General features: G+C 65.0%; 17 protein-coding genes and 2 pseudogenes. 3 read left to right on the forward strand and 16 right to left on the reverse strand.

Annotation, left to right across the window (positions count from 1 at the left end):
* The first annotated feature begins 220 nt into the window (after positions 1–220).
* On the forward strand, positions 221–2,542 hold the full coding sequence (locus FJ471_RS27640; protein WP_140807887.1) for a PAS domain-containing sensor histidine kinase: 2,322 nt from the start codon (positions 221–223) through the stop codon (positions 2,540–2,542).
* Between the two features lie 225 nt (positions 2,543–2,767).
* On the opposite strand, the gene FJ471_RS27650 is transcribed toward FJ471_RS27640, so the two are convergent.
* The 12 genes from FJ471_RS27650 to FJ471_RS27705 form a co-directional block, all read right to left on the reverse strand.
* Entirely contained in the window at positions 2,768–5,731 is a 2,964-nt protein-coding gene (locus FJ471_RS27650; RefSeq protein ID WP_140807888.1) for a bifunctional [glutamine synthetase] adenylyltransferase/[glutamine synthetase]-adenylyl-L-tyrosine phosphorylase, read from the reverse strand.
* 114 nt (positions 5,732–5,845) lie between these two features.
* The gene (locus FJ471_RS27655) at positions 5,846–7,324 is read right to left on the reverse strand and encodes a HAMP domain-containing sensor histidine kinase (RefSeq protein ID WP_140807889.1); all 1,479 of its coding nucleotides are present in this window, start codon (positions 7,322–7,324) and stop codon (positions 5,846–5,848) included.
* 110 nt (positions 7,325–7,434) lie between these two features.
* A complete protein-coding gene (locus FJ471_RS27660; RefSeq protein ID WP_040991372.1) occupies positions 7,435–8,109 on the reverse strand; it encodes a response regulator transcription factor in 675 nt (224 codons plus the stop codon).
* A gap of 205 nt (positions 8,110–8,314) precedes the next feature.
* Entirely contained in the window at positions 8,315–9,865 is a 1,551-nt protein-coding gene (locus FJ471_RS27665) for a Do family serine endopeptidase (RefSeq protein ID WP_140807890.1), read from the reverse strand.
* Positions 9,866–10,083: 218 nt separating this feature from the next.
* Positions 10,084–10,548 carry a cytochrome c-type biogenesis protein gene (locus FJ471_RS27670; protein ID WP_140807892.1) on the reverse strand — a complete coding sequence of 155 codons (465 nt, stop codon included), beginning with the start codon at positions 10,546–10,548 and terminating at the stop codon, positions 10,084–10,086.
* Entirely contained in the window at positions 10,545–12,530 is a 1,986-nt protein-coding gene (locus FJ471_RS27675; protein WP_140807894.1) for a heme lyase CcmF/NrfE family subunit, read from the reverse strand. Before FJ471_RS27675 ends, FJ471_RS27670 begins: the two co-directional genes overlap by 4 nt.
* Before the next feature lie 122 nt (positions 12,531–12,652).
* A complete protein-coding gene (gene ccmE, locus FJ471_RS27680; protein WP_140807896.1) occupies positions 12,653–13,093 on the reverse strand; it encodes a cytochrome c maturation protein CcmE in 441 nt (146 codons plus the stop codon).
* A gap of 4 nt (positions 13,094–13,097) precedes the next feature.
* Complete coding sequence (gene ccmI, locus FJ471_RS27685) at positions 13,098–14,234, reverse strand: c-type cytochrome biogenesis protein CcmI (RefSeq protein WP_140807898.1); 1,137 nt, start codon at positions 14,232–14,234, stop codon at positions 13,098–13,100.
* A 104-nt stretch (positions 14,235–14,338) separates the two neighbouring features.
* The gene (locus FJ471_RS27690; protein ID WP_140807900.1) at positions 14,339–14,776 is read right to left on the reverse strand and encodes a hypothetical protein; all 438 of its coding nucleotides are present in this window, start codon (positions 14,774–14,776) and stop codon (positions 14,339–14,341) included.
* Between the two features lie 128 nt (positions 14,777–14,904).
* Positions 14,905–16,293, reverse strand: coding sequence for an ATP-binding protein (locus FJ471_RS27695; RefSeq protein WP_181179783.1), 1,389 nt, complete (start codon positions 16,291–16,293; stop codon positions 14,905–14,907).
* 22 nt (positions 16,294–16,315) lie between these two features.
* Entirely contained in the window at positions 16,316–16,981 is a 666-nt protein-coding gene (locus tag FJ471_RS27700; RefSeq protein ID WP_027164846.1) for a response regulator transcription factor, read from the reverse strand.
* Between the two features lie 62 nt (positions 16,982–17,043).
* Positions 17,044–17,343 (reverse strand): hypothetical protein, encoded by a 300-nt coding sequence (locus tag FJ471_RS27705; protein WP_140807903.1) that lies wholly within the window; start codon positions 17,341–17,343, stop codon positions 17,044–17,046.
* A 216-nt stretch (positions 17,344–17,559) separates the two neighbouring features.
* Between FJ471_RS27705 and FJ471_RS27710 the strand changes: the two genes are divergently transcribed.
* Positions 17,560–17,946 carry an ester cyclase gene (locus tag FJ471_RS27710; RefSeq protein WP_140807905.1) on the forward strand — a complete coding sequence of 129 codons (387 nt, stop codon included), beginning with the start codon at positions 17,560–17,562 and terminating at the stop codon, positions 17,944–17,946.
* Between the two features lie 5 nt (positions 17,947–17,951).
* Here FJ471_RS27710 and FJ471_RS27715 read toward each other — a convergent pair whose 3' ends face one another.
* From FJ471_RS27715 to FJ471_RS27725, 3 genes and pseudogenes are all read right to left on the reverse strand, one after another.
* Entirely contained in the window at positions 17,952–18,338 is a 387-nt protein-coding gene (locus tag FJ471_RS27715; protein ID WP_246684849.1) for a DUF3168 domain-containing protein, read from the reverse strand.
* A gap of 160 nt (positions 18,339–18,498) precedes the next feature.
* Positions 18,499–20,052: a trimethylamine methyltransferase family protein gene (locus tag FJ471_RS27720; RefSeq protein WP_140807908.1), complete on the reverse strand. Its 1,554-nt coding sequence runs from the start codon at positions 20,050–20,052 to the stop codon at positions 18,499–18,501.
* A gap of 12 nt (positions 20,053–20,064) precedes the next feature.
* A pseudogene (locus FJ471_RS27725) lies at positions 20,065–22,477 on the reverse strand (FAD-dependent oxidoreductase).
* Between the two features lie 110 nt (positions 22,478–22,587).
* On the opposite strand from FJ471_RS27725, the gene FJ471_RS27730 reads away from it, so the two are divergent.
* Positions 22,588–23,226, forward strand: coding sequence for a TetR/AcrR family transcriptional regulator (locus FJ471_RS27730; protein WP_140807910.1), 639 nt, complete (start codon positions 22,588–22,590; stop codon positions 23,224–23,226).
* Between the two features lie 205 nt (positions 23,227–23,431).
* Here FJ471_RS27730 and FJ471_RS27735 read toward each other — a convergent pair.
* Positions 23,432–24,124, reverse strand: a pseudogene (locus FJ471_RS27735) (transglycosylase domain-containing protein); the annotation flags it as partial.
* Positions 24,125–24,127 lie beyond the last annotated feature (3 nt).

Consider the following 24,127-nt stretch of genomic DNA (forward strand, 5'->3'; position numbering starts at 1 on the left):
CGCCTCACTCCGCTGGAACACCCCTCATCCGTCTCGGCGCTATGCGCCGATCCACCTTCTCCCACAAGGGGAGAAGGGAAAAGGACAAATTTCAATCAACTTTTAATCTTTTTTGCCCGCGCCTCTGGACAAGGCGAATCACGTTTGATTCTTTACTGACGATTCGGGCGTGCGGCGTATCCGGATCATCCAGTATACGGCAGATCGGGGAGTGCCATTTATGGCCAAGGCGGACGCGTGGGGCGCGCCCGGAGGGAAGGCTTTTGCGCGTCGCAAGGCAAGGAGCGATGGACTTGCCGGCAATACGCGCCTGATCGCCGAACCCACCTATCAGCGGCTCTTGGCCGCCGAGCCCTTCCTGCGCCGTTCGATCCCGGCTCTCATCATCATCTTCCTGATCGTCATCGCCGCGCTGCGCTTCCTGTCGCTGATGAACGAGCATGACGAGATCGAGCGCGACGCCAAGGCGGTGCTGGCGCTGGCCGCCGGCCAGATGGCGCAGGCTGTCACCGCCGACTCCAGCGCAGCCGGCGCCAATGCCATAAGCCTGCTGGAAAACACCAGCCGCCAGGGCGCCATGAGCCGTGCCCATGTGCTCGCCATCACCGACGCCAACTTCAAGGTCATCGCCGTTTCGCCGCTGTCGACAGGCTGGCAGGGCCGCACGCTGGACAGCCTCGTGCTGGGCGGCCAGCCGCTGTTCATGTTCGGCGACCGCGCCGGCGTGATGGATGTCTCGATCGCGGGACAGGACTGGTTCGCCGCCGTCAGCCTCAGCGGCGACCGCAGACATGCGGCGGCCGTGTTGGTGCCGCAGGAAGCGGTGTTCGACAACTGGCGCAAGTCGATGTCGCTCAACGTCACCCTGTTCGTGCTGACGGCGGGCGTGCTGATCGTCATCCTCTACGCCTATTTCGGCCAGGCGGCGCGCGCCCAGGCGGCGGACCGCATCTATCTCGAAGCGCATCAGCGCATCGACATGGCGCTGGTGCGCGGCCGCTGCGGGCTGTGGGACTGGGACATGGTGCGCGGCAAGATGTACTGGTCGCGCTCGATGTATGACATGCTGGGCTACGAGCCCTGCGATACGATGCTCTCCTTCGGCGAGGTCGACGAGATCATCCACCCGGAAGACGGCGACCTGTTCGAGCTCGCCAATCGCATCGTCGAGCGCGAGATCGACCATATCGACCAGGTTTTCCGGATGCGCCACGCCGATGGGCAATATGTGTGGATGCGGGCCCGCGCGCAGGTGATCGACCCGGAGGCGCCGGAGATCCAGCTGATCGGCATCGCCGTCGACGTCACCGAGCAGCGGCACCTGGCGCTGCGCTCGGAAGCGGCGGACATGCGGCTCAGGACCGCGATCGAGAACATCAACGAATCCTTCGTGCTGTGGGATGCCGCCGAACGGCTGATCATGTGCAATTCGAAATTCCAGAAGGACAACGGGCTGTCGGACCGCGACGTCATGCCGGGCGCGACCCGCGATATGCTGGAGGAGCGCATGCTCGCCTTCGCCTCGGAGCGCAGGTTGGCCAATGCCAATGGTCCGCATGGCGGCATCACGCTCGAGCGCCAGCTTGCCGACGGCCGCTGGCTGCAGGTCAACGAGCTCAGGACCCGCGACGGCGGCGTCGTTTCCGTGGGCTCCGACATCACCCAGATCAAGCTGCACCAGGAAAAGCTGGTCGACAGCGAGCGGCGGCTGATGGCGACGATCCACGACCTCAGCCTGGCCCGCCGCGCCGAGGAGGAACGCGCCAGCGAGTTGGTCGAACTCAACCGCAAATACATGAAGGAAACCGAGCGCGCCGAGGCGGCCAATCGGGCCAAATCGGAGTTCCTCGCCAACATGTCGCATGAATTGCGCACGCCGCTCAACGCCATCATCGGCTTCTCCGAGCTTATGCAGCAGGGCCTGTTCGGGCCGCTCGGCTCCGAGCGCTACGAGGAATACGCAACCGACATCAACGGCAGCGGCAAATACCTGCTCGGCGTCATCAACGACATCCTCGACATGTCGAAGATCGAGGCCGGCCAGTTCTCGCTCGATCGCGAGGAGATCGACCTCTGCCCGCTGATCAAGGAAACGGTGCGGGTTATCTCGCTGCAGGCGGCGGAAAAGTCGATCAATGTCGAGACGCGCATCGCCGATACGATGCGGCTCTACGCCGACCGCCGCGCCATCAAGCAGATCGCCATCAACCTGCTCTCCAACGCGGTGAAGTTCACCGGACAGGGCGGCAAGATCACGGTCAGGGCGCGCAACACGTCGGGCGCCCTGCTGCTCACCATCGAGGACAATGGTTGCGGCATTCCCAAGCAGGCGCTGAGCAAGCTCGGCCGGCCGTTCGAGCAGGTGCAGAACCAGTTCTCCAAGAACCATACCGGCTCGGGCCTCGGGCTCGCCATCTCGCGCTCGCTGGCCGAGCTGCAGGGCGGCGCGCTGAAGATCCGCTCGACCGAAGGGACCGGCACCATCGTGTCGGTGCGCATCCCGCTGAAGAAGGCGCCGCCGACGGTGAAGGCGGCTGCCTGAAATCTCGCAGAAAAATCTGTAACGCTGGAGGGACAGCGCCCCCCTCTGTCCTGCCGGACATCTCCCCACAAGGGGGGAGATCAAATGTCGCGCCGCCTTTCGCCAATCTCCAACGTCGCAGGAGTGAGCGAGGCGCCGAAGCTGCCAATCTCCCCAGTCCAAACACCCACCTGTGGGGGAGATGTCCGGCAGGACAGAGGGGGGCGCGAAGGAATGAGGCGTGGATTAACCTCGCGAAGTCGCCGCGGCCGCGCGAAGGATATGGTCGAAGTCTTTCCGAACCTTCCGCGACATCTCCTTGAGATGTGCTTCCAGCACGCCGAAATCCGGCAGGTCGGTGGCCGCCAGCAACAGGTCCGAAAGCCCCGGCGGGACATCGTCACGCTGGAACTCGCCGGTGAGGCAAAGCCTGATCATCTGTGTCAGCGCCAGATAGAGCCGATAGGCCTCGCCAAGCTCTTCACGGATAGCGCCACCTGCGAAACCGGGGGCTAGCCGCGCCAGAATGTCGGCCGTCGCCGTCACCCGGCGGCTGGGCTCGACATTGCCGGTTATGACCGCGACCTGGGCGATGAATTCGAGATCGATGAGCCCGCCCGGGATCAGCTTGATGTCCCAGAGGTCGCGCGGCGGCTTCTCCTTCTCGATCAGCGCGCGCATGTCCGAGGCCTCGGCCTTCACCTTGGCGGCGTCGCGCGGCTGCGCCAGAACCGCCGCTACTTCCGTCTCGAGCTCGGCGCAGAGCTCGGCATCGCCGCCGATGGCGCGGGCTCGTGCCAGCGCCATGTGCTCCCAGGTCCAGGCGTCCTGGCGCTGATATTTCTTGAACGCGTCGATATGGGTGGCGACCGGCCCCTTGTTGCCCGACGGACGCAGGCGCAGGTCCAATTCATAGAGCACGCCTTCGGCTGTCGGCGCCGAGACGGCCGCGATCAGGCGCTGCGTCATGCGGGTGTAGTAATGCGAGGGCGCCAGCGGCTTCTCGCCATCGGAGTCCTCGGCATCTGAATGATCGTAGAGCAGGATGAGATCGACATCCGAACCCGCAGTGAGTTCGCGGCTGCCGAGCTTGCCCATGCCGAGCAGCGCCACCCTGCCGCCGGCGATCCTGCCGTGACGCAGCGCGAATTCGGCGATCACCGCTTGAAGCGCCGCTTCGATGGTGAGGTCGGCAAGATCGGAGAAGGTGCGGCCGGCGCGCGCCGGATCGATCGAACCGGCAAGCAGGCGCACGCCGATCAGGAATTTCTGCTCGGAGGCGAAGATGCGCAGGCGGTCGAGCACATCCTCATAGGCGCGGTCGCCTTCGATGAAGGCGGCAAGGCGCGCCGAGAGATAGGCGCGGTCCGGCAATTCGGTGAGCAGTGCCGGGTCGAGCAGGCCGTCGAAGACATGCGGGCGGCGGGTGATGATGGCTGCCAGCCTCGGTGCGGCACCCATGATGGTCGCCATCAGCTTCAAGAGCGCCGGGTTCGACTGCAGCAGCGAGAAGAGCTGGATGCCCGCCGGCAGGCCGGCGAGGAACTCGTCGAAGCGCATCAGCGCCTCGTCGGCGCGCCGCGTCTGGCCGAAGGCTTTGAGCAGTGCCGGCGTCAGTTCGGTCAACCGTTCGCGCGCCTCCGCCGACTGGGTGACGCGATAGCGGCCGAAATGCCAGCCGCGGATGACGCGGCAGATATCGCTCGGCCGCTGGAAGCCCAGGCTATGCAGCGTCTGCAGCGTATCGGGATCGTCGACATCGCCGGTGAAGACCAGGTTGCCGACTCCGGCCGAAAGCTCGGGCGCCGTCTCGAACAACGCCGCATAGTGGCGCTCGACCTGCTGCAGCGAGGCTCTGAAGGCCAGCGTGAAGTCCGCTTCGCCAGCAAATCCCAGCATCAGCGCAATGCGTTTCAGCTCCTCGTCTTCCTCAGGCAGGATATGCGTCTGCTCGTCGGCCACCATCTGGATGGCGTGCTCGACACGGCGCAGGAACCAGTATTGGCGGGTGAGCGCATCGCGCGCATCGGCGGTGATCCAGCCGCGCGCGGCGAGCGCTGCGAGCATCGGCACGGTCTCGCGACCGCGCAACTCCGGGAAGCGGCCGCCGGCGATGAGCTGTTGGGTCTGGACGAAGAACTCGATCTCGCGGATGCCGCCGCGGCCGAGCTTGACGTTGTGGCCCTTCACGGCGATCTCGCCGTGGCCCTTGTGGGCATGGATCTGGCGCTTGATCGAATGGACGTCGGCGATCGCCGCATAGTCCATGTATTTGCGCCAGACATAGGGCTGCAATTCCTTGAGGAAGGCCGCGCCCGCGGCGAGATCGCCCGCCACCGGCCGCGCCTTGATCATGGCCGCCCGCTCCCAGTTCTGGCCGCGCGCCTCGTAATAGCGAAGCGCCGCCTCGACCGGGATCGCCAGCGGGGTCGAGCCTGGGTCGGGGCGAAGCCTAAGATCGGTGCGGAAGACATAGCCGTGCTCGGTGCGGTCCTGCAGGATGCGCACGAGACGGCGGGTGAGCCTGGAGAACAGCTCGGTCGCGTCGAGCGGATCGATGACGGCCGGCGCCTCCGGCTCGAAGAAGACGACGAGATCGATGTCGGAGGAAAAATTCAATTCATGCGCGCCGAGCTTGCCCATGCCGAGCAGGATCCAGCCTGAATCCCTGGCCGGTTCCGCTGGGTTCGGCAGCTTGAGCTTGCCTTGCCGGTTCGCGTCGAGCAGCAGGAAATCGACCGCGGCGCATGTGCAGGCATCCGCAAGATCGCTGAGCCGGCGCACCGTCACCGAGGTCTCCGCCTCGCCTGAAAGATCGGCCAGCGCGATCAGGAAATGCGCTTCGGTCTTCCATTGCCTGAGCGTCATCATCAGGCCCGATTCCGAGGCGTCGTCCGCCCTGGCCGCGCCGCCGATCGCCTCGCGAACGGCGGCGAGCCGCGCTTCGACCGTCCGGTCGAACAGTGTGTCGAGGATCGCCGGCCGCCGGCGCGCCACATCGCGCAGGAAGGGCGAGAGGTCGAAGACGGCCGCCAGCAGCGCCTGTAGCGGCCCCTCGCCCGCCAGGAACGCAGCGAGGCGGGAAAGCCCCGCCTCCTCGGCGGCATCGGCGATTTCCGACAGTTCGCGCCCGGCATGCTCCGCATCCAGGGGGCGGAGCGCCAGTGCCGGGCTAAGCCGGAATTCGGATTCGATTTTCTTCTTCGCCATTTATCCGCGCCATCAGAGCATGTCTCCCGAAAGTGGGCCCGGTTTCGGGACAAAGACATGCTTAAATCAAGAATTCAAAGCAGGTCGCGTGAACCCATTTTCTCGCGACCTGCTTTAATGCGTCTCCCGCAACGGGAAACTCATGACCACGGACAATCCGGGATTGGCGGGTAAAAGATCAAGCCTTCCGTTGTGGAAAGTCATGATTGCCTTGGCGAGACTGAGGCCGAGGCCCGAGCCCGGCTGCGAGCGGCTCTTTTCCAGGCGCACGAAGCGCTCGGTGGCGCGGGCACGATCGGCGTTATCGGGAATGCCGTGGCCATTGTCGGTAACGGCAAGCTTGATTTCGTTGCCAACGCGCTCCAGCGCCACACGTACCTTCGGCGTCTCGGCGGCGTCGGTCGAGTATTTGATGGCGTTGTCGACGATGTTGGACAGCGCCTGGCCGATCAGCTCGCGGTTGCCGTTGATCGTCAAGGCCTCGGGCGCGGTCGTTTCCAGCGCGACGCCCGCTTCCTCAGCCACCGGCTCGTAGAGCTCGACGACGTCGCTCACCGTGGCGGCGAGATCGACGGGACCGGTCTGTTCCGAGGAATAGCCGGCCTCCAGGCGCGAGATCATCAGGATGGCGTTGAACGTCTTGATGAGCTGGTCGGACTCCGCGATCGTGCCTTCCAGCGCCTGGCGGTAGTCCTCGGTCTTGTGCCGGCCGGCGAGCGTCGCCTCGGCGCGGTTGCGCAGCCTGGTCAGCGGCGTCTTCAGATCATGGGCGATGTTGTCGGAGACCTGCTTCAGCCCCTCGTTCAGCATCGCGATCCTGGCCAGCATCGTGTTGAGGTTTTCCGACAGGCGGTCGAATTCGTCACCGGCGCCGGTGACTGGCAGCCGTCCGCTGAGATCGCCGCCCATGATGCGGCGGCTGGCGTCCGAGACGCTGTCGATGCGCTTCAGCGCGGCGCGCCCGACAAAGAACCAGATCAGGATGCCGCCAAGCCCCATCATGCCGAGCGCCAGGGTCAGCGCGCGGCTGATGACCGCGCGGAAGCGCTCGGGCTCGCCGAGGTCGCGGCCGACCAGCATGATCATCTGGTTGGGCAGTCTCAACACCAGCGCGATGGCGTTGTGGCCCTTTTCACCTGTGGACTGGGGATTATTGCCGTCGCCGGCCTGAGGCGTGGGCTGGTCCGTAGCTCCACTGCGCAACCGATCGAGCTCGCCCTCGCCGAAGCGCCGGTAGGAAAACGGTTCCGTCGTCCAGCCCTCGGTCTCGATGACCCCCGGCTCCAGGCTCTGGACATTGCCAGTCAGGATCTGGCCGTTGGCGTCGGCGATCAGATAGAGATTGGCGCCGGGTTGGCGCGAGCGGGCCTCGACGACGCGCACCAGCACCGGCAGGCCGCCGCGCTGATAGGCGCGGGCCAGGCCCAGCACCTCGTCGTTGATGGTCTCCTGCGTCTGCGCGGTCAGCATGCGCGCCGACAGCGACGTCATGTAGAGGACGAGCAGCACCGCGCAGAGCGCGAAAAGCAGAAGATAGAGCGCCGAGAGCCGGGCCGCTGTCGTCTTCATGATGGCCGGCAGGGAGAGAGCCATCTGTGGGCTCTAGATCAGGATGACGATTGGTTGAATCGTCATCCTGATCTAACCCTTTGTTGTAGCATGATCTTCTCCGAAAACCGGTTCCCACTTTTCGGGATCATGCTCTAGCCGCCCTTCAGCATGTAGCCGGCGCCGCGGATCGTGTGCAGGATCGGCTTGTCGAAGCCTTTTTCGATCTTGCCGCGCAGGCGCGAGACGTGAACGTCGATGACGTTGGTCTGCGGATCGAAGTGATAATCCCAGACATTTTCCAGGAGCATGGTGCGCGTCACCACCTGGCCGGCATGGCGCATCAGATATTCGAGCAGGCGAAACTCGCGCGGCTGCAGCGTGATCTCGCGGCCAGCGCGCTTGACCGAATGCGACAGCCGGTCGAGCTCGAGATCGCCGACACGGTAGACGGTCTCGGATTCGCGCGCGCTTGCGCGGCGATTGAGCACCTCGACGCGGGCAAGCAATTCGGAAAAGGCGTAGGGCTTGGTGAGGTAATCGTCGCCGCCGGCGCGCAGGCCGGTGACGCGGTCGTCGACCTCGCCCAGCGCCGAGAGGATCAGCACCGGCGTGGTGTTGCCGCGCGAGCGAAGTGCTGCGATCACCGACAGGCCGTCACGGCGCGGCATCAGGCGGTCGACGACCATCACGTCATAGTCGCCGGCATCGGCGAGCGCGAAGCCGGTCTCGCCGTCGCCAGCGACATGAGCGGTGTGGCCCGCCTCGGCGAAAGCTTTCTGCAAGTAGTCCGCCGCTTCGCGATCGTCTTCCATGACGAGAATCTTCATGGAGCCGTTATACGCGATTTCACTGGAAGGTTGAGGGGCAGTCATGGCTCATAGCCCTTATGTCTAAAGCGGCAGCGGGTGATGGGAAACCCGCTGCCGCCAGGAGCGAAACACGGTGACTGACTTACGTGCTCGGCCCCATGTTTTCCCGGCGGCGGCTCGGGGGTGTTGATACCGCCGCAGGGAAAAGCTGAACGCCGAGATATCAGCCCTTGCCGACCGGCAGCGCGACGAAGCGGTTTGAGTCGTCGCGGGTGATCTGCATCAGCACCGCCTTGCGGCCAGCCTTGGCAGCATCCGTCATCGCCTTGGAGACGTCGTCGGTGGTGTTCACGTCGTTCGAATTGATCGAGGTGATGACGTCGCCGGGCTGGATGCCACGGTCGGCCGCGTCGCTGTCGGGATCGACGTCGGTGACCACCAGGCCCTTGCCGTTTTCCGCCTTGGTGACGGTCAGGCCGAGATCGGCCAGCGTGTCGGCCTTGGCTGCGGGCGCCGACTGCTTGTTGTTGTCATCGTTCGAGGCCTGCTTGTCGTTCGCGGGAAGCGTGCCGAGATCGACCTTGACCGTCTCGTCCTTGCCGTTGCGCCAGACGGTGACGTCGACCGATTTGCCCGGCGCGAATGCGCCGATCATGCGGGCGAGCTCCTTCGGCGAAGCGACATCCTTGCCGTCGACCTGGGTGATGACGTCACCGGCGGTGATGCCCGCCTTCTTGCCCGGACCGGCATCCTGGGCGCTCGAGACCAGCGCGCCCTTGTCCGACTTCAGGCCGAGCGACTCGGCGATGTCGGAGGTGACCGGCTGGATCTCGACGCCGAGCCAGCCGCGCTGGACGGAGCCGCTCTTCATCAGGTCCTGGACGACCTGCTTGGCGGTCGAGGCCGGGATATCGAAGGCAATGCCGACGCTGCCGCCCGACGGCGAGAAGATGGCGGTGTTGATGCCGATCACCTGGCCGTTGAGGTTGAAGGTCGGGCCGCCCGAATTGCCGCGGTTGACCGAAGCATCGATCTGGATGAAGTCGTCATAGGGGCCGGCGCCGATGTCGCGGCCGCGAGCCGAGACGATGCCGGCGGTGACGGTGCCGCCAAGGCCGAAGGGATTGCCGACGGCAACCACCCAATCGCCGATGCGGACCTTGGAATCGTCGGCGAAGTCGACATAGGTGAACTTGTTGCCGCCGCCATCGACCTTGAGCACCGCAAGATCGGTGCGCGGATCGGTGCCGATCAGCTTGGCGTCGAGTTCCTTGCCGTCATTGGTGACGACGCTGAAGTCCGAGCCTTCCGAGACGACGTGGTTGTTGGTGACGAGATAACCGTCCTCGGAGATGAAGAAGCCCGAGCCTTGAGCGACCGGGCGCGGCTCGCCATTGCCATGGTCGCGGTGATTGAACCGGCGCTGGCCGAACTGGCCGCCCTGACCCTGGTCGCCGAAGCCGCGGAATTCCTTGAAGAAACGGCGCAGCTGCGGATTGTCGGGCAGGTTGTCGAAGCCGTCCTGATCGTCGGATCCGTCGTCGGCCGTCGGCTGGATCTTGGCCTTGACGCTGACGACCGCCGGCGAAACATGCTCGACGACATCGGCGAAGCTCGGCATCTGCGGGGCTTCGACGCGCACGGCATCGGCCAGCACGGGGGCGGTGCCGGTTGCGAGCGCGCCGGCGCCGACGGCACCGATAACGGCCAGGGACGCTGCAGCCGCCATCAGGCGCTTTCGGGTGGAGGCAAATGAATTGGGGGCGTTATTCATGGGGTTTCTTATCCTCTATCGAAGTGGATGCGCTCAGGCGAAGCATCCTCGGGCAAGAGGATTAGAGAGCCGCACATTACGGCGCCATTTCCGGTACATGAAAGTTTTGTAATGTTGGGGATCGGCGCCGATCACCACAGGCATGCCGCGCTCGAAGGCTTGGCAGGAGCGCCCGACCCGAGGGCGGTTGCAGTCAATCGCCGAGCCGAGCGACGGCGCTAATCGCTTAGCATCTTGTCCAGCGCCGCCTTCTCCTCGGCGCTGAGAGTGCTGTCCGAAGCCGGTCGGCGCGAGCGGGCGTTGAGCACGATGAACAGGCCGCCGGCCAGAAGCAGAAGCACCGGCGTGCTCCATAAAAGCGCGTTGCGCAGGCTGAAGCGCGGCTTCAAGAGCACGAACTCGCCATAGCGCGAGACGATATAGTCCATCACCTGCTGGTCGGTGTCGCCGGCGACGAGGCGCTGGCGCACGAGAACGCGCAGGTCGCGGGCGAGATCGGCGTCGGATTCGTCGATCGACTGGTTCTGGCAGACCATGCAACGCAGGCCTTCCGACAGCACGCGCGCCCTCGCCTCGAGCGCCGGGTCCCGCAACACTTCGTCGGGCTTCACCGCCTGCGCGGCGCCGGTAAAAAGCAAGGCCAGCAGCAGGACCAGCGAGGTGAGCGAAAATCTTGCGCTCATGTCGAGTCCGCCAACGCTCCCGCCGGGTTGCGGCGCTTTGCCGGCGCGCCGACGCGAAGGCGGCGGTCGAGCAGCGACATCGCCGCGCCCGCCATCATCACCAGCCCGCCGCCCCAGATCAGCGTCACCAGCGGCTTCCACCACAGGCGCACGACGACGGAGCCGTCCTTGTTCTCGTCGCCGAGCGACAGATAGAGCTGGCTGAAGCCCAGCGTCCTGATGCCGGACTCGGTCGTCACCGTCTGGCGCACCGGATAGAAGCGTTTGGCCGAGGCGATCTCGCCGTCGGCGTTGCCGTCGGCGCCCATAAGCAGGAAGCGACCGCGATCCTCGGTGAAGTTCGGACCTTTCTGCGGGGACAACCCCTCGAAGCGTAGCGTGTGGCCGGAGAGCTCCACCGTTTCGCCAGGGTGCATGGAGAGGATTTTCTCGGTGCCGAAGCAAAGCGTGCCGACGATGCCCAGCAAGGTCAGCCCGAGGCCGAGATGGGCCAGTGCGGTACCGAAGACCGAGCGCGGCAGGCCAGCGAAGCGCCGAAGCGCGACGGCAGGCGCTACCGAACCGAAACCGGATTTGACGGCAAGGTCGGTCAGCGCGCCAGCGACCAGCCAGACGGCGAGGCCGACGCCGAGCGCTGCGAAGACCGAGGCGCCGTCGATGAACAGGCCGGTGACCAGCATAGCGGCGATCGCGAGCGCAAACGCCGCCATCAGCCGCTGCGAGGCGGCAATGACGTCGCCCCGCTTCCAAGCGAGCAAGGGCCCGAACGGGACGATCGCGAGCAGCGGCAGCATCAGCGGACCGAAAGTCAGGTCGAAGAAGGGCGCGCCGACGGAGATCTTGCCGCCGGTCAGCGCCTCCAGCGCCAGCGGGTAGAGCGTGCCAACCAGCACCGTCGCCGTGGCGGTGGTGAGGAAGAGGTTGTTCAGCACCAACGCGCCTTCACGCGAGATCGGGTGGAACAGGCCACCCGCGGTCAGCGTCGAGGCGCGCAGCGCAAAGAGCGTGAGCGAGCCGCCGATGAACAGCGTCAGGATGCAGAGGATGAAGACGCCGCGCGTCGGGTCGGTGGCGAAAGCGTGCACGGAGGTCAGCACGCCGGAGCGCACCAGGAAAGTACCGAGCAGCGACAGCGAGAAGGTCAGGATGGCCAAGAGCAGCGTCCAGATCTTCAGCGCCGAGCGCTTTTCCATGACGATGGCCGAATGCAGCAGCGCGGTGCCGGCGAGCCACGGCATGAAGGAGGCGTTCTCGACCGGATCCCAGAACCAGAACCCACCCCAGCCGAGCTCGTAATAGGCCCAGTAGGAACCCATGGCGATGCCGCCGGTGAGGAACATCCAGGCGACCAGCGTCCAGGGTCGCACCCAGCGTGCCCAAGAGGCGTCGATGCGCCCCTCGATGAGCGCCGCGACCGAAAAGGAGAAGCAGATCGAGAAGCCGACATAGCCGAGGTAAAGCATCGGCGGGTGGATGGCGAGGCCGAGGTCCTGCAGGATCGGATTGAGGTCGCGGCCCTCGATCGGCGCCGGATTGAGGCGGATGAAGGGATTGGACGTCGCCAGGATGAACAGGAAGAAGGCGGCGCCGATCATGCCCTGCACGGCCAGGACATTGGCCTTGAGCGTCGCCGGCAGATTGTTGCCAAAGACGGCGACCAGCGCGCCGAAGAAGGTCAGGATCAGCACCCACAGCAGCATCGAGCCTTCGTGGTTCCCCCAGGTGCCGGTGATCTTGTAGATCATCGGCTGCAGCGAATGGGAATTCTCCCACACGCTCGCCACTGAGAAGTCCGAGCCGGCATAGGCGCTCGCCAATGCGGCAAAGGACAGCGCGGTCAACGCGAAGCCGGTGACCGTCACCGGACCGCCGACCGCCATCAGCCGCTGGTTGCCGGTGCGGGCGCCGACCAGTGGCACCAGCATCTGCACCAGCGACAGCGCGAAAGCCAGCACGAGGGCAAAATGTCCGGTTTCAACCATTGGTCACCTTTGCCGCAGATTCTGATCGCAAAACCGCGTGGCACTTTTGCGGAACCTGCGACCTTTACCTTGTCGCAGGTTCTGATCGCAAAACCGCTTTGCACTTTTGCGGAACCTGCTCATCAATTCGTGCTTTCCTGCCAGACGCCCTTGGCCTTCAGGCCGTCGGCGACTTCCTTGGGCATGTAGCGCTCGTCATGCTTGGCCAGCACACTGTCGGCGACGAAGACGCCGTCCGGACCGAAGGTGCCTTCGGTGATGACGCCCTGCTCCTCGCGGAAGAGATCGGGCAGGATGCCGGTATAGGTGACCTTGACCGATTTCTGCTTGTCGGTGACCGAGAAGGCGACGGTGGCGCCCTGCCCGCGCACGATGGTGCCCTTTTCGACCAGGCCACCAAGCCGAATGCGCTGTCCCGGCGGCACGCTTGCGGTGGCGAGATCGGCCGGCATGTAGAAATAGGAGGCCTTCTGTCCGAGCGCATAGAAGGTGAGGCCGGTCGCGGCGGCGAGGAAAGCCAGCCCCGCCAGGATCACCGACAATCGCTTCTGCTTGCGCGTCATTGCCTTACTCCGTCGCCGTCACGCCGAGCGAGGCGGCGAAGGCGGTGAATTTCCTGGCCTGTTCACTGTCCGCCCCAAAGGCGGCGACAGCGCGGCCGAGCGCGTCGCGCGCCTGGTCGGCCTTGCCAAGCACGACATAGGAACGGATGAGCCGCATCCATCCTTCCTCGTCGCGGGGATTCTGCTTCAATTTGTCGTCGAGCCCAGCGACCATGGTCTCGATCATCGCCTGCCGATCCTGCGGCGACATCTGCTGGGCGGCTTCCACCTGCTGGGCGTCCGGGCCGTTGGTCGGCGCGGCATCGGCGACCGCCGGGCCGCCTGCTTCCGCCAGCGCCTGCTGGACGGCGTTGCGCCAGGGCGAATCCGGCGGGAGTTGGCCGAGCATCTTTTGCCAGGCGGCGACGGCTTCTGCCTTCCTGCCTTCCTGGGAGAGACCGACGCCCAAATAGAAATTCGCCTTGGCGTTGGCCGGATCGAGCTTCAGCGCCGCCTCGAAGGCTTGTTGGGCGTCGGCCGAAACGATGCCGCCCGCGGCGCTGGCGATCGCCTCGCCGAGGCCCGACTGGCGCACGGCGCTGTCGCCGTCGAGGCGGATGGCGTTGCGATAGGCGGTCACGGCATCGGGAAAACGCTGCAGCCGAAGATAGATCGGCGCCAGCACGTCCCAGCCTTTGCCGTCCGACGGATTGGCGGCGAGATGCGCTTCGGCGCGGGCGACAAGCTCGTCGACCGAAGAATCGGCCGGGTTCTTGGCCAGACGTTGGGCCAGCGGCTGCGACGGCAGGTCGGGAGAGCCGAGCATGCCGTAAAGCCCCCAGCTCAGCAGGGGAACCGCAAGCACGGCCACGCTGGCGATCAGTCTGGCGCTGCGCGAGGGCTTCAGCGTTGCCGCGCCCGGTTGCTCAACCGCACCGAGACGCAGGATGCGGCGGCCGATCTCGGCACGCGCCTCCTCGGCCTCGCCCGGCTGGATCAGGCCGCGCGCCATGTCGCGGTCGAGCTCGGAAAGCTGGTCGCGATAGACTTCGAGATCGTGATCGCCGGCCGGCGACGCGCCCTTCATGCCGCCTGTTAGCGGCAACAGCACCGCCAGGCTGGCGCCGAGCGTGAGGATTGCGGCTATGACCCAGAACAGCATGCCTATTCCAATAGCGGCAGAGCCGTGTCCTGCCAACACGACCATCGTGCGACGCTTTGACGGCAGACGCCGTCGACCGCGGGCCTAATTCCGTTCGAAGCCCGTCAGGTCAGCGGCGTCCAGCTGCCGTCGGCGTTGCGGCAAGCGGTGCCGCGCGCGGTGACGCCCGCGCCGCTGGTATAGACGGTGTGGGTATACTGGCGGCAATCCTGCGAGCCGACCCGGTAAGGCTGGGCGGCGACGACCTCGCCATAATGCGAGGAGTTGTCGCTCTTCCATGTCACTTTCTGGCCGCTGGTGTTGTACTCCAGCGCCTTGTACTCCGCTTCCAGGCCCTTGCGCTTTTCGGTATCGCTGAGGCCCGAGCCGATCGATCCGCCGATAAGCCCGCCATTCATGGCAGAGACAATGCCGGTCGATACCTTGCCGCCAGTGGGCGGCGTGGAAACAGGCGTGACCGGAGAGGTCGGACCGCTCCTGCCGAGCGTGGTGCAGCCAGAAACGGCGAGCAGGGCGGAAACAAGCGCGACGCGGATCTTCATGCCAACAACCGGTTCTCTTGAGCGGGATGAGCTGGGGGCTGCGTCATCAGGGAGGATATCGAGCCCATAGTGTTGATATTTGTCGGAAATTTGGCCGCCAGCCCCTGCTCGCAAATCGATAAAAAACATCATTGGAGGCTCCGCAATCTCACTACCGCCCTCAAGCCGCCCATGCCGGACCGTTCCAGCGCCAGCGAGCCTCCATACTCGTTGACGAGGTCGGCGACAATGGCAAGGCCAAGCCCTGTTCCCGGCTTCGTCTCGTCCAGTCTCTTGCCACGCTTCAACACCTCCCGCGCGCTGTCCTCGGGAATGCCCGGGCCGTCATCCTCTATAACGATTTCAAACAGGTTGCCGCTTCCCGAAATAGTGGCGATCGTCACGGCGACGGCGCTTTTTGCCCATTTCATCGCATTGTCGAGCAGATTGCCGAGCAGTTCCTCCAGGTCCTCGCGCTCGCCGGCAAAGACGATCTCCGCCGGCGGCAGCGAAAGCGTCAGCCTTGCTTGCGGGTTGAGCTTCCGCAGCACGCGCACCATGCGCTCGACCAGCGGCGAAACCGGCGTGCGGAAGACGACGCTGTCGCGCTGCGCGGCGACGCGGGCGCGCTGCAGGTAATGGTCGACCTGCTTCTGCATCGAGGCGGCCTGCTCGGCGATCAGCTGGCCTTTTGCGCCGCCGAGCGCGCGACCCTCATTGATCAGCACGGCCAAAGGCGTCTTCAGCGAATGGGCAAGGTTGCCGACCTGGGTGCGCGAGCGCTCGACGATGCGCCGGTTGTTCTCGATCAGCGCATTGGTCTCGTTGGCCAGCGGCTCGATCTCGGCTGGAAAGCTGCCGTCGAGCCGCTGCGCGGTGCCTTCGCGCACCATGGCCAGCGCATTGCGGACCCGACGCAGGGGCTGCAAGCCCAGCAGGATGGCGATGGCGTTGATGGCGATCATGCCGACGCCGAACAGCGAGAGATAGGTGAGCAGGCGGCGCTGGAAGCTCGCAATCTCCTGCTCGAGCTCGCTGTGGTTGCCCATGACGCGGAAGCGGGCGGCGCGGTTCTTGGCGTCCAGCACGAACTCGCTCTCGAACACTTCGAGCTGCTCGCCCTTGATGCCTTCCATCGAGTAGCTGCGCTGGAAGTTCGAATTGAAGGGTACTTCCGCGACGCTCGGCGACAGGAGCGAGGTCGTCATCGAGGAGGAATGGATTTCGCCATGCACGCCTTCTGAGGCCGGCTCCACCGACCAGTACCAGCCCGAGTTCGGCTCCGAAAAGCGCAGATCGCCAAGGTCGGGCGAACCGGTCAGCGCGCCATTGTCGGAAATGCCGACGGAGCCGATCAGGTTGAACAGATGCGCCGAAAGCAGACTGTCGAAGCCGCGTTCGCTGGCCTGGCGGTAAAGCGTGGTGATGAGGGTGAAGATGACGACCAGCGTCAGGATCGCCCAGATGGTCGAAAAAGCGATGACGCGAAAGGTCAGCGAGCGCGGCCAAAGCCGCGGCCTTGAAATCCAAGTTCCCATCGCTGGCTTCAGCGGTTCCGCGTCACGCCTCCGGCTCACGCATGCGATAGCCCATGCCACGCACGGTTTCGATCATATCGATGCCCATCTTCTTGCGAAGCCTGCCGACAAACACCTCGATGGTGTTGGAATCACGGTCGAAATCCTGGTCGTAAAGATGCTCGACCAACTCGGTGCGCGACACCACCTCGCCCATATGGTGCATCAGATAGGCGAGCAGCCGGAACTCGTGCGAGGTGAGTTTGAGCGGCACGCCGTTCACGTCGGCCTTCGACGCCTTGGTGTCCAGGCGCAGCGGCCCGCAGGTGAGTTCAGACGATGCATGGCCCGCCGCGCGGCGGATCAGCGCCCGCACCCGGGCAAGCACCTCCTCGATATGGAAGGGTTTGGTGACATAGTCGTCGGCGCCGGCGTCGATGCCGGCCACCTTGTCGCTCCAGCGGTCGCGCGCGGTCAGGATCAGCACCGGCATCTTGCGGTCGCCGCGGCGCCAACGCTCGACGACGCTGATGCCGTCCATCTGCGGCAGACCTATATCGAGGACCACGGCGTCGTAAGGCTCGGTGTCGCCGAGGAAATGGCCCTCCTCGCCGTCATAGGCACGGTCGACCACATAGCCGGCATCGACCAGCGCATCGGCCAGCTGCCGGTTGAGATCCTTGTCATCCTCGACGACGAGCACGCGCATGGGTTGAAGCCTGTTGTTGGGTCAACGTATAGGCCGATTCCGCCGGCCTGGGAAACGAGGGGTCAGCCCATCGGGACGACGATTTCCGAGCGGCGCGGACGCTGTCCATCCTTACCGGGAACGAGCACGACGATGACGCAGACCTGCTGGCCGCCCCGCGTCGCCTGCGAGGCCTTGGCCAGCGTGCCGCCGTTCTGCGCGGCGACCTGCTGGCCGATGGCGTAGCAATCGCCGGCGGCAAGCACGACCGGCTGGTCGACCGACGGATCGATGACCGGCATTGCCGTCGTCTGCGACGCAAAGAGGCCGGCCGCGGCAAGCGCCAGCACTGCTTTGCGGAGATGAGAGCCAAGATTCTTCATGATCACGGTTCTAACGCATATGGGCTGAACGTGAAATGAACGGTGAACGACCAAAACTCCATGCTCGCCATTCCCCTGCGCGAGACGCCAGGCTTCCCTCAAGCCCGGCCTCGAATTCATAGCCGGAAAATCATTCGATCCGCTACGCTTTCGGCTGCGGATTCTGCGCTCTGTCCTAGCTAGTGTAGAACGGCCTGCTGACCATAGGAGCATGCGATGACGCGCGAGACCATTGCCGATCTCTATCGGGGCTACATAGCCTGCCTGAACGACCAGGACTGGGACAATCTCGGCCGCTTCGTCGGCGAAGAGGTGCAGTATAATGGCGAGACGATCGGGCTTTCGGGCTATCGCCGCATGCTGGAGGGCGATTTCGAGGCCATTCCCGACCTGCACTTCAACATCGAGCTTCTCGTTGCAGAGCCGCCGCGCGTGGCGGCGCGCCTGCATTTCGACTGCCGGCCCAAGGGGGTGCTGTTCGGCCTGCCGGTCCACGGTAAACGGGTTTCTTTCGCCGAGAACGTTTTCTACGAGTTCCACGACGGCCGCATAAGCGAGGTCTGGTCGGTCATCGACAAAGCCGCCATCCAGGCACAACTTTAAGCCGATCAGGCGGCTTCCTGCGTCAGCGCGCGAAAGCGCAGCAGTCCATGGTGGACCGCAAGGTCCTCGTCGTAACGGGCCTCGGCGAATTCCAGCGACAGACGCGTCTGGCCGCGCGAGCCGATGGAAAACGCCGCGCCATCGAGGCGCGCCCTGATGCTGTCCATGATGAGGCGTGTCTCGGCCTCGCCCTGGGCTTTCGACCAGATGTGCAAGGTGACCAGCTGGTCACTATCGTCGTCGGCTCCGCTCTCGAGGTCGAAAGCGCTGGTACGGCCGTAGGTGACGTTCGGAAAGGCGGCTTTGTCGTTGGCCTGCTCGAGCAGACCGACGCCGCCGAGCAGCGTCGACAGCGACGCGTCGGTCTTCAGCCTCATAAACAAGGCCTGCATCAAATCGCCAGGCGCCGTCATCTACCGTCCATCGCCAACACATGTCTCCGCGCCGCGGCCCGACAACCTAGCCGCGCTCGCGATCCGATGCCAGATCGCGAATCGTTTTGACTATAACGTGAATGGCGAAGGTCTCGAATTTATTACGTTTTCGTCAAAATCACGACACCGGGGCCGCACCGCCTTCCTCGGTGCGCCTGGCAATGAACTCGTCGAGTACGTCGGCTGTGGCGGCAGCGGAGGCCGGCGGCTGGAAATCGGACAGAATCCGCTTCCAGATGCCAGTCGCGCGCTCCGTCGCGGTCTTCGAGCCGGATTGTGTCCAATTGCCGAAATTCGACCAGTCGGCCACCACCGGCTCGTAGAAGGCGGTGCGGTAGCGCGCCATTGTGTGCGCGGCCGAGAAGAAATGGCCGCCGGGCTGCACTTCGGCGATCGCTTCGAAGCCGATGGCATCGGCGTCGCCCGGCGTCGTGGCGCAAAGCTCGGCGACCGTCTGCAGCGCTTCGATGTCGGTGATCAGCTTTTCCAGGGAAACGCTCAGGCCGCCTTCCAGCCAGCCGGCGGCGTGGATGCAGACGGTGGCGCCGGCAAGCACCGAGCCCCACAGCGCGAATTGCGTCTCGTGTGCCGCCTGTGCATCGGAGACGTTGGCGGCGCTGCCGCCGCCGGAGCGCCACGGCAGGCCTGTGTGGCGGGCGAGTTGTCCCGCCCCAAGCGTCGCCTTGATGTGTTCCGGCGTGCCGAAGGCCGGAGCGCCGGACTTCATGTCGACATTGGACGAGAAGGAGCCATAGACCACCGGCGCGCCAGGCCGCACGATCTGCGCGAGCGTCAGGCCGGCCAGCGCCTCTGCATGCTGCAAGGTCAGCGCGCCGGCAACCGTGATGGGCGCCATGGCGCCCGCCAGGCAGAAGGGCGTGATCACCAGGACCTGTCCGGCCTTGGCGAAATCGATGATGCCTTGCGCCATCGGAATGTCCAGCTGGCGCGGCGAGTTGGTGTTGATGACGGTGTAGCAATGGGCGCCGGCGCGGAACTCGTCCTGCGAAAGGCCCCGCGCCAGGCGGATCATCTCGAAACCGTCTTCGACCTGCGGCGTGCCGCGCGCGAAGACGAAGGGGAACTTGTCCGAGAGCGTCAGTTGCGCCCGGTTGGCGGCATAGTGGCGGAAACGGTTGTCGATGTCCTGCGGCTCGACGCAGGGCCCGAGCATATGCAGCACGTCGAAGTGCTGAATCAGCTTGATGAATTCCTCGAAGGCGGCAAGCGTGCCCGGCCGGCGGCCGCGCTCGAGATCGGTGACGTTGGGAGCACCGGAGCCGGCCAGGAAGGTCATCGAGCCGAGCTCGAGCATCAGATCGCGGGAGCGGTCGCCGCCAAGGGCGGGAATCGCGCCCGGCGCCGCGGCAAGTGCTGCCTCGACCATATCGCGGCCGATCTTGACCATCTGGCTGTCTTCGTCGACCAATGCGCCGGCCCTGGCGTAGATCGCCCGGGCCTCGGGCAGCAGCACCTTGATGCCGAGCTCTTCCAGAACGCGCAGCGCGGTAGCGTGGATAGCGGCGACCTGGTCGTCGGAAAAGATCGGCTGCGGCAGGAAGGGGTTCTTCAGCGACCGGTAATTCGGATGGCGGCTGGATTCGCTGCCGGCCTCGCCGGTGCGTCCCCGCCGACGCTCGCGCCTGAGATCGCGTGCGGCCTCGTCAATCATAGCGGTTCCTCCTCATTGCCGCATCGCCTTGCCTTCAGCGTCGTAGGGCGAGGCCGCGATGACGCGCGCCGGCCGTTCGACCCCGACAATGTGGACGGAAAGTTCCGTCCCCTCCCCGGCGAAATCGTCATCGAGCAACGCCAGGGCGACGCTCTTGCCGAGCGTGTAGCCGTAGCCGCCGGAAGTGACGAAGCCGACGCGCCGGCCCTTGGACCAGACCGGCTCGAAGCCGCTGGCATCGGCATCGACAGCGTCGACCTCCAGCGTCGCGATGCGTCGCGAAACACCTGCATCGCGCTCCTTGAGCGCCGCTGCGCGGCCGATGAAATCGCCCTTTTCGAAGGCGATGAAGCGGTCGAGCCCGGTCTGGCCGGGCGTGTAGCCTTGCGTGAATTCGCGCGACCAGATGCCGAAACTCTTTTCCAGCCTGAGCGAATTCAATGCGTAGTAGCCGATCTCGGCCAGGCCGAGGTCTTCACCGGCGGCAAGCAGCGTCTCGCGCAGTGTCGAATGCGTGGTGGCCGGGCAGTTGATCTCGAAGCCGAGCTCGCCGGCAATCGACAGCCGGGCCACCCGGGCGCGCACCATGCCGATGTCGAACTCGCCGCAAGCCATGAACGGCAAGGCTGCAGCAGAGACCTCCTGATGCGTGGTGCGTTCGACGATCCGGCGCGCGTTAGGACCGGTCACGAGGAAGCCGGACATGGCGTCCGAGATGTCGGCGATGGAGACGCCTTCGGCGATGTGCGCCTCGAACCAGCGCATATGGAATTCGCGCAAATAGTAAGAGCCCATGATCCAGTATTCGCCGCCGCCCCAGTTGAGCACGGTGAGATCGCCCTTGAGCCGACCATCGGGCCCAAGCATCGGCGCCAGCTTCGCGCGGCCAGGCTTGGGCAGCCGGCAGGCGAGTAGCCGGTCGAGCCAGGCCTCGGCGCCGGGGCCTGACACGGCATAGCGCGAGAAGGCCGTGGTATCGACAAGGCCGGCGGCGCGGCGGACCTGCAGCACCTCGTCGCCGACGATGTCGAAAGCGTTGGAGCGCTTCAGCGTCGTCTCCTCGCGGAAACCCATCGGCGCGAAATAGGCCGGGATCTCCAGCCCCCAGGACGCCGTCCATTCCGCGCCGGCCGCGCTCATGCCGTCATAGGCGCCCGGGCGCTTCAGCGGCCGGCCGGCCGGCAGGCGCTCGTTGGGGAAGGTCATGACGAAGCGGCGGGCATAGAACTGGCCCGTGGTTTGCCGCAGATACTCGCGGTTGGCAGCGAAGGCGCCGTAGCGGGCGATGTCCATGCCGAAGATGTCGGCTTGCGGCTCGCCATGGATCATCCACTCGGCCAGCGACTTGCCGACGCCGCCGCCCTGGCTGAAGCCGGCCATGACGCCGCAGGCGACCCAGTAGTTCTTCAGCCCCCTGACCGGACCGACCAGCGGATTGCCGTCGGGCGTGAAGGTGAAGGCGCCGTTGACCCATTTGCGGATGCCGGCCGTAGCCAGGCAAGGGAAAGCGCTCATAGGCCTTGGCAAGCTCGGGACTGATGCGGTCGATATCCTCAGGGATCAGCTCGATGCCGTAATCCCAAGGCGCGCCGTCCATGTTCCAGTGTTTCGGGTTCTGCTCGTAGACGCCGAGCAACACGCCCTTCCGCTCCTGGCGAAGGTAGGAGAAGCCGTCGAGATCGACAGCCAGGCCGAGCTCCTTGTCGAGGGCGGCGACTTCCGGAATGTCCTCGGTGACGAAATAATGGTGTTCCATCGGCGTCACCGGCAGGTCGACGCCGGCCATCAGCCCGACCTGCTTGGCCCACAGGCCGCCGGCATTGACGACATGCTCGGCGACGATCGTGCCCTTTTCGGTGACGACGTCCCAGCCGCCATCGGCGCGTGGCTTCAATTCGACGACGCGGTTGCGCAAGATGACGTCCGCACCACGCTTCCTGGCGGCGCCGGCATAGGCATGCGTGGTGCCATAGGGGTCGAGATGGCCCTCGTTGGAATCATAGAGACCGCCGAGCACGCCGTTCACATCGACGATCGGGCAGATCTCCTTGATTTCCTCGGGCGTCACCAGCCGCGCCGTCTCGATGCCGACCGACTGGAACACCGCCCAGGCCGATTTCAGCCACTCCCAGCGCTGCGGGTCGCTCGCCATGTTGACGCCGCCGGTCATGTGCAGGCCGGCATTCTGGCCGGACTCGGCCTCGATCTCGCGATAGAGCTTGATCGTGTAATCCTGCAGCGCCGCGACATTGGGATCGGCGTTGAGCGCATGGAAACCGGCCGCCGCGTGCCAGGTCGAGCCCGCCGTCAGCTCGGCGCGCTCGATGAGCGCCACATCGCTCCAGCCGAACCGCGTGAGATGGTAGAGCACCGAGGCGCCGACCACACCTCCCCCGATGACCACTGCCCGATAATGCGACTTCACGAGCCTCTCCCTCTCGTTGGAGGTTCCAAGATACATGCTCTGTACATATGTGTCTAGACACTTCTGTCCAGAGCTTGCACGCCGCCGCACGCCGTGCCACTTGTTCGGTCATGACCATGACCGCTCCCCAGGACGAGCCGACACCCGGCAATATCAAGGTGACCCGCGCGGACTGGATCAATCTCGCGCTGCAGACGCTGATTTCCGACGGCATCGAGAGCGTGCGCGTGCTGACGCTCGGACAGAAGCTCGGCGTCTCGCGCTCGAGCTTCTACTGGTATTTCGAAAGCCGGCAGGACCTGCTCGACCAGTTGCTCAAGCGCTGGCACGACACCAACACCACGGCGATCGTCGAGCGGGCGCGCCGGCCGGCCGACACCATCGTCATGGGCGTGATGAACGTGTTCGAGTGCTGGGCCGACGAGCGCCTGTTCGACCCGCGGCTCGATTTCGCCGTCCGCGAATGGGCAAGGCGCTCCGACGACGTGCGGCGCATGATCGACCGGGCCGACGACGAGCGCCTAAGCGCCATTCGCGACATGTACCGCCGGCACGGCTATGAGAGCGAGGACGCCTTCATCCGGGCTCGCGTGCTCTATTACATGCAGATCGGCTATTACGTGCTCGACCTCAAGGAACCGGTCGAGGCGCGCGTCAGCCATCTTGCCGCCTATCTGCGCTCCTTCACCGGGCTGGAGCCGACTGAGGCGGATGTGGCGCATTTCATGCGCTTCATCGCGGCGCGGTGATATAGTCCGCCTTCACGGCCAGGGCGCCCCCATCAACAAAGCTTGTGCTGTTGCTTCGCTGCCCTTGTGAGCAGTGCTAAAATGGTCGATTAGTCTTGCGGGGGTGGCGCTCGGAACTGTCCATGCGGTTTCCGGGCGAAAGTGCGTTGGGGCGGAAGTCTGGAATGACAAGTCCTTCGAAACCAAGCAGGAGAAGAGGCCGGATCGCTTCGGCGAGACTGAGGTCCTTGACGCTCTTGCCGAAATAGAAATCCGCCGCCGCCTCGATGCCAAACGTGCCGCCGCCCATATAGGCGCGGTCGAGATAGAGCTGCAGGATCTCCTTCTTGGACAGGTTCGCTTCCAGCCAAAGCGAAAGGAAGGCTTCCTTGATCTTGCGCTCCAAGGTGCGCTCGTTGGACAGGAAGAGATTCTTGGCGAGCTGCTGGGTGATGCTGGAGCCGCCCTGGACCACCGAATTGGCGCGCATATTCTCGAAGAGCGCGCGCGACAGGCCCAGCACATCGATGCCGTAATGGTCGAAGAAACGCCGGTCCTCGGTCGCCAGCACTGCCTTGATGACGATGTCCGGCATCTCGTCGACCGGCACGGAATCGCGCTGGATGATGCCGCGCTGGCCGATCTCGTTGCCGTAGCGGTCGAGGAAGGTGACGGCGAAGTCACCCTGGTTGCGCCAGTCGCCGGTGGTGATGTCGAAGGCGGGCATGGCGAGCGCGAGCAGTACCACGAAGCCGCCTGCGCCCATGGTGAAGCCTTCGCTCAGCACCTCGATGATGGCGCGACGCCAGCCATGCACGCGGAAACGGCGGGAAAAGATGGTCGCCGCTTCCCAGAATTCGCGCGCCTTGAAACCGATTTCGTAGAGCGAGGAGTCGAGCCAAGCGTCCACGCCGAGCAGCGC

Source organism: Mesorhizobium sp. B2-7-1, assembly GCF_006440735.1.
GTDB lineage: Bacteria > Pseudomonadota > Alphaproteobacteria > Rhizobiales > Rhizobiaceae > Mesorhizobium.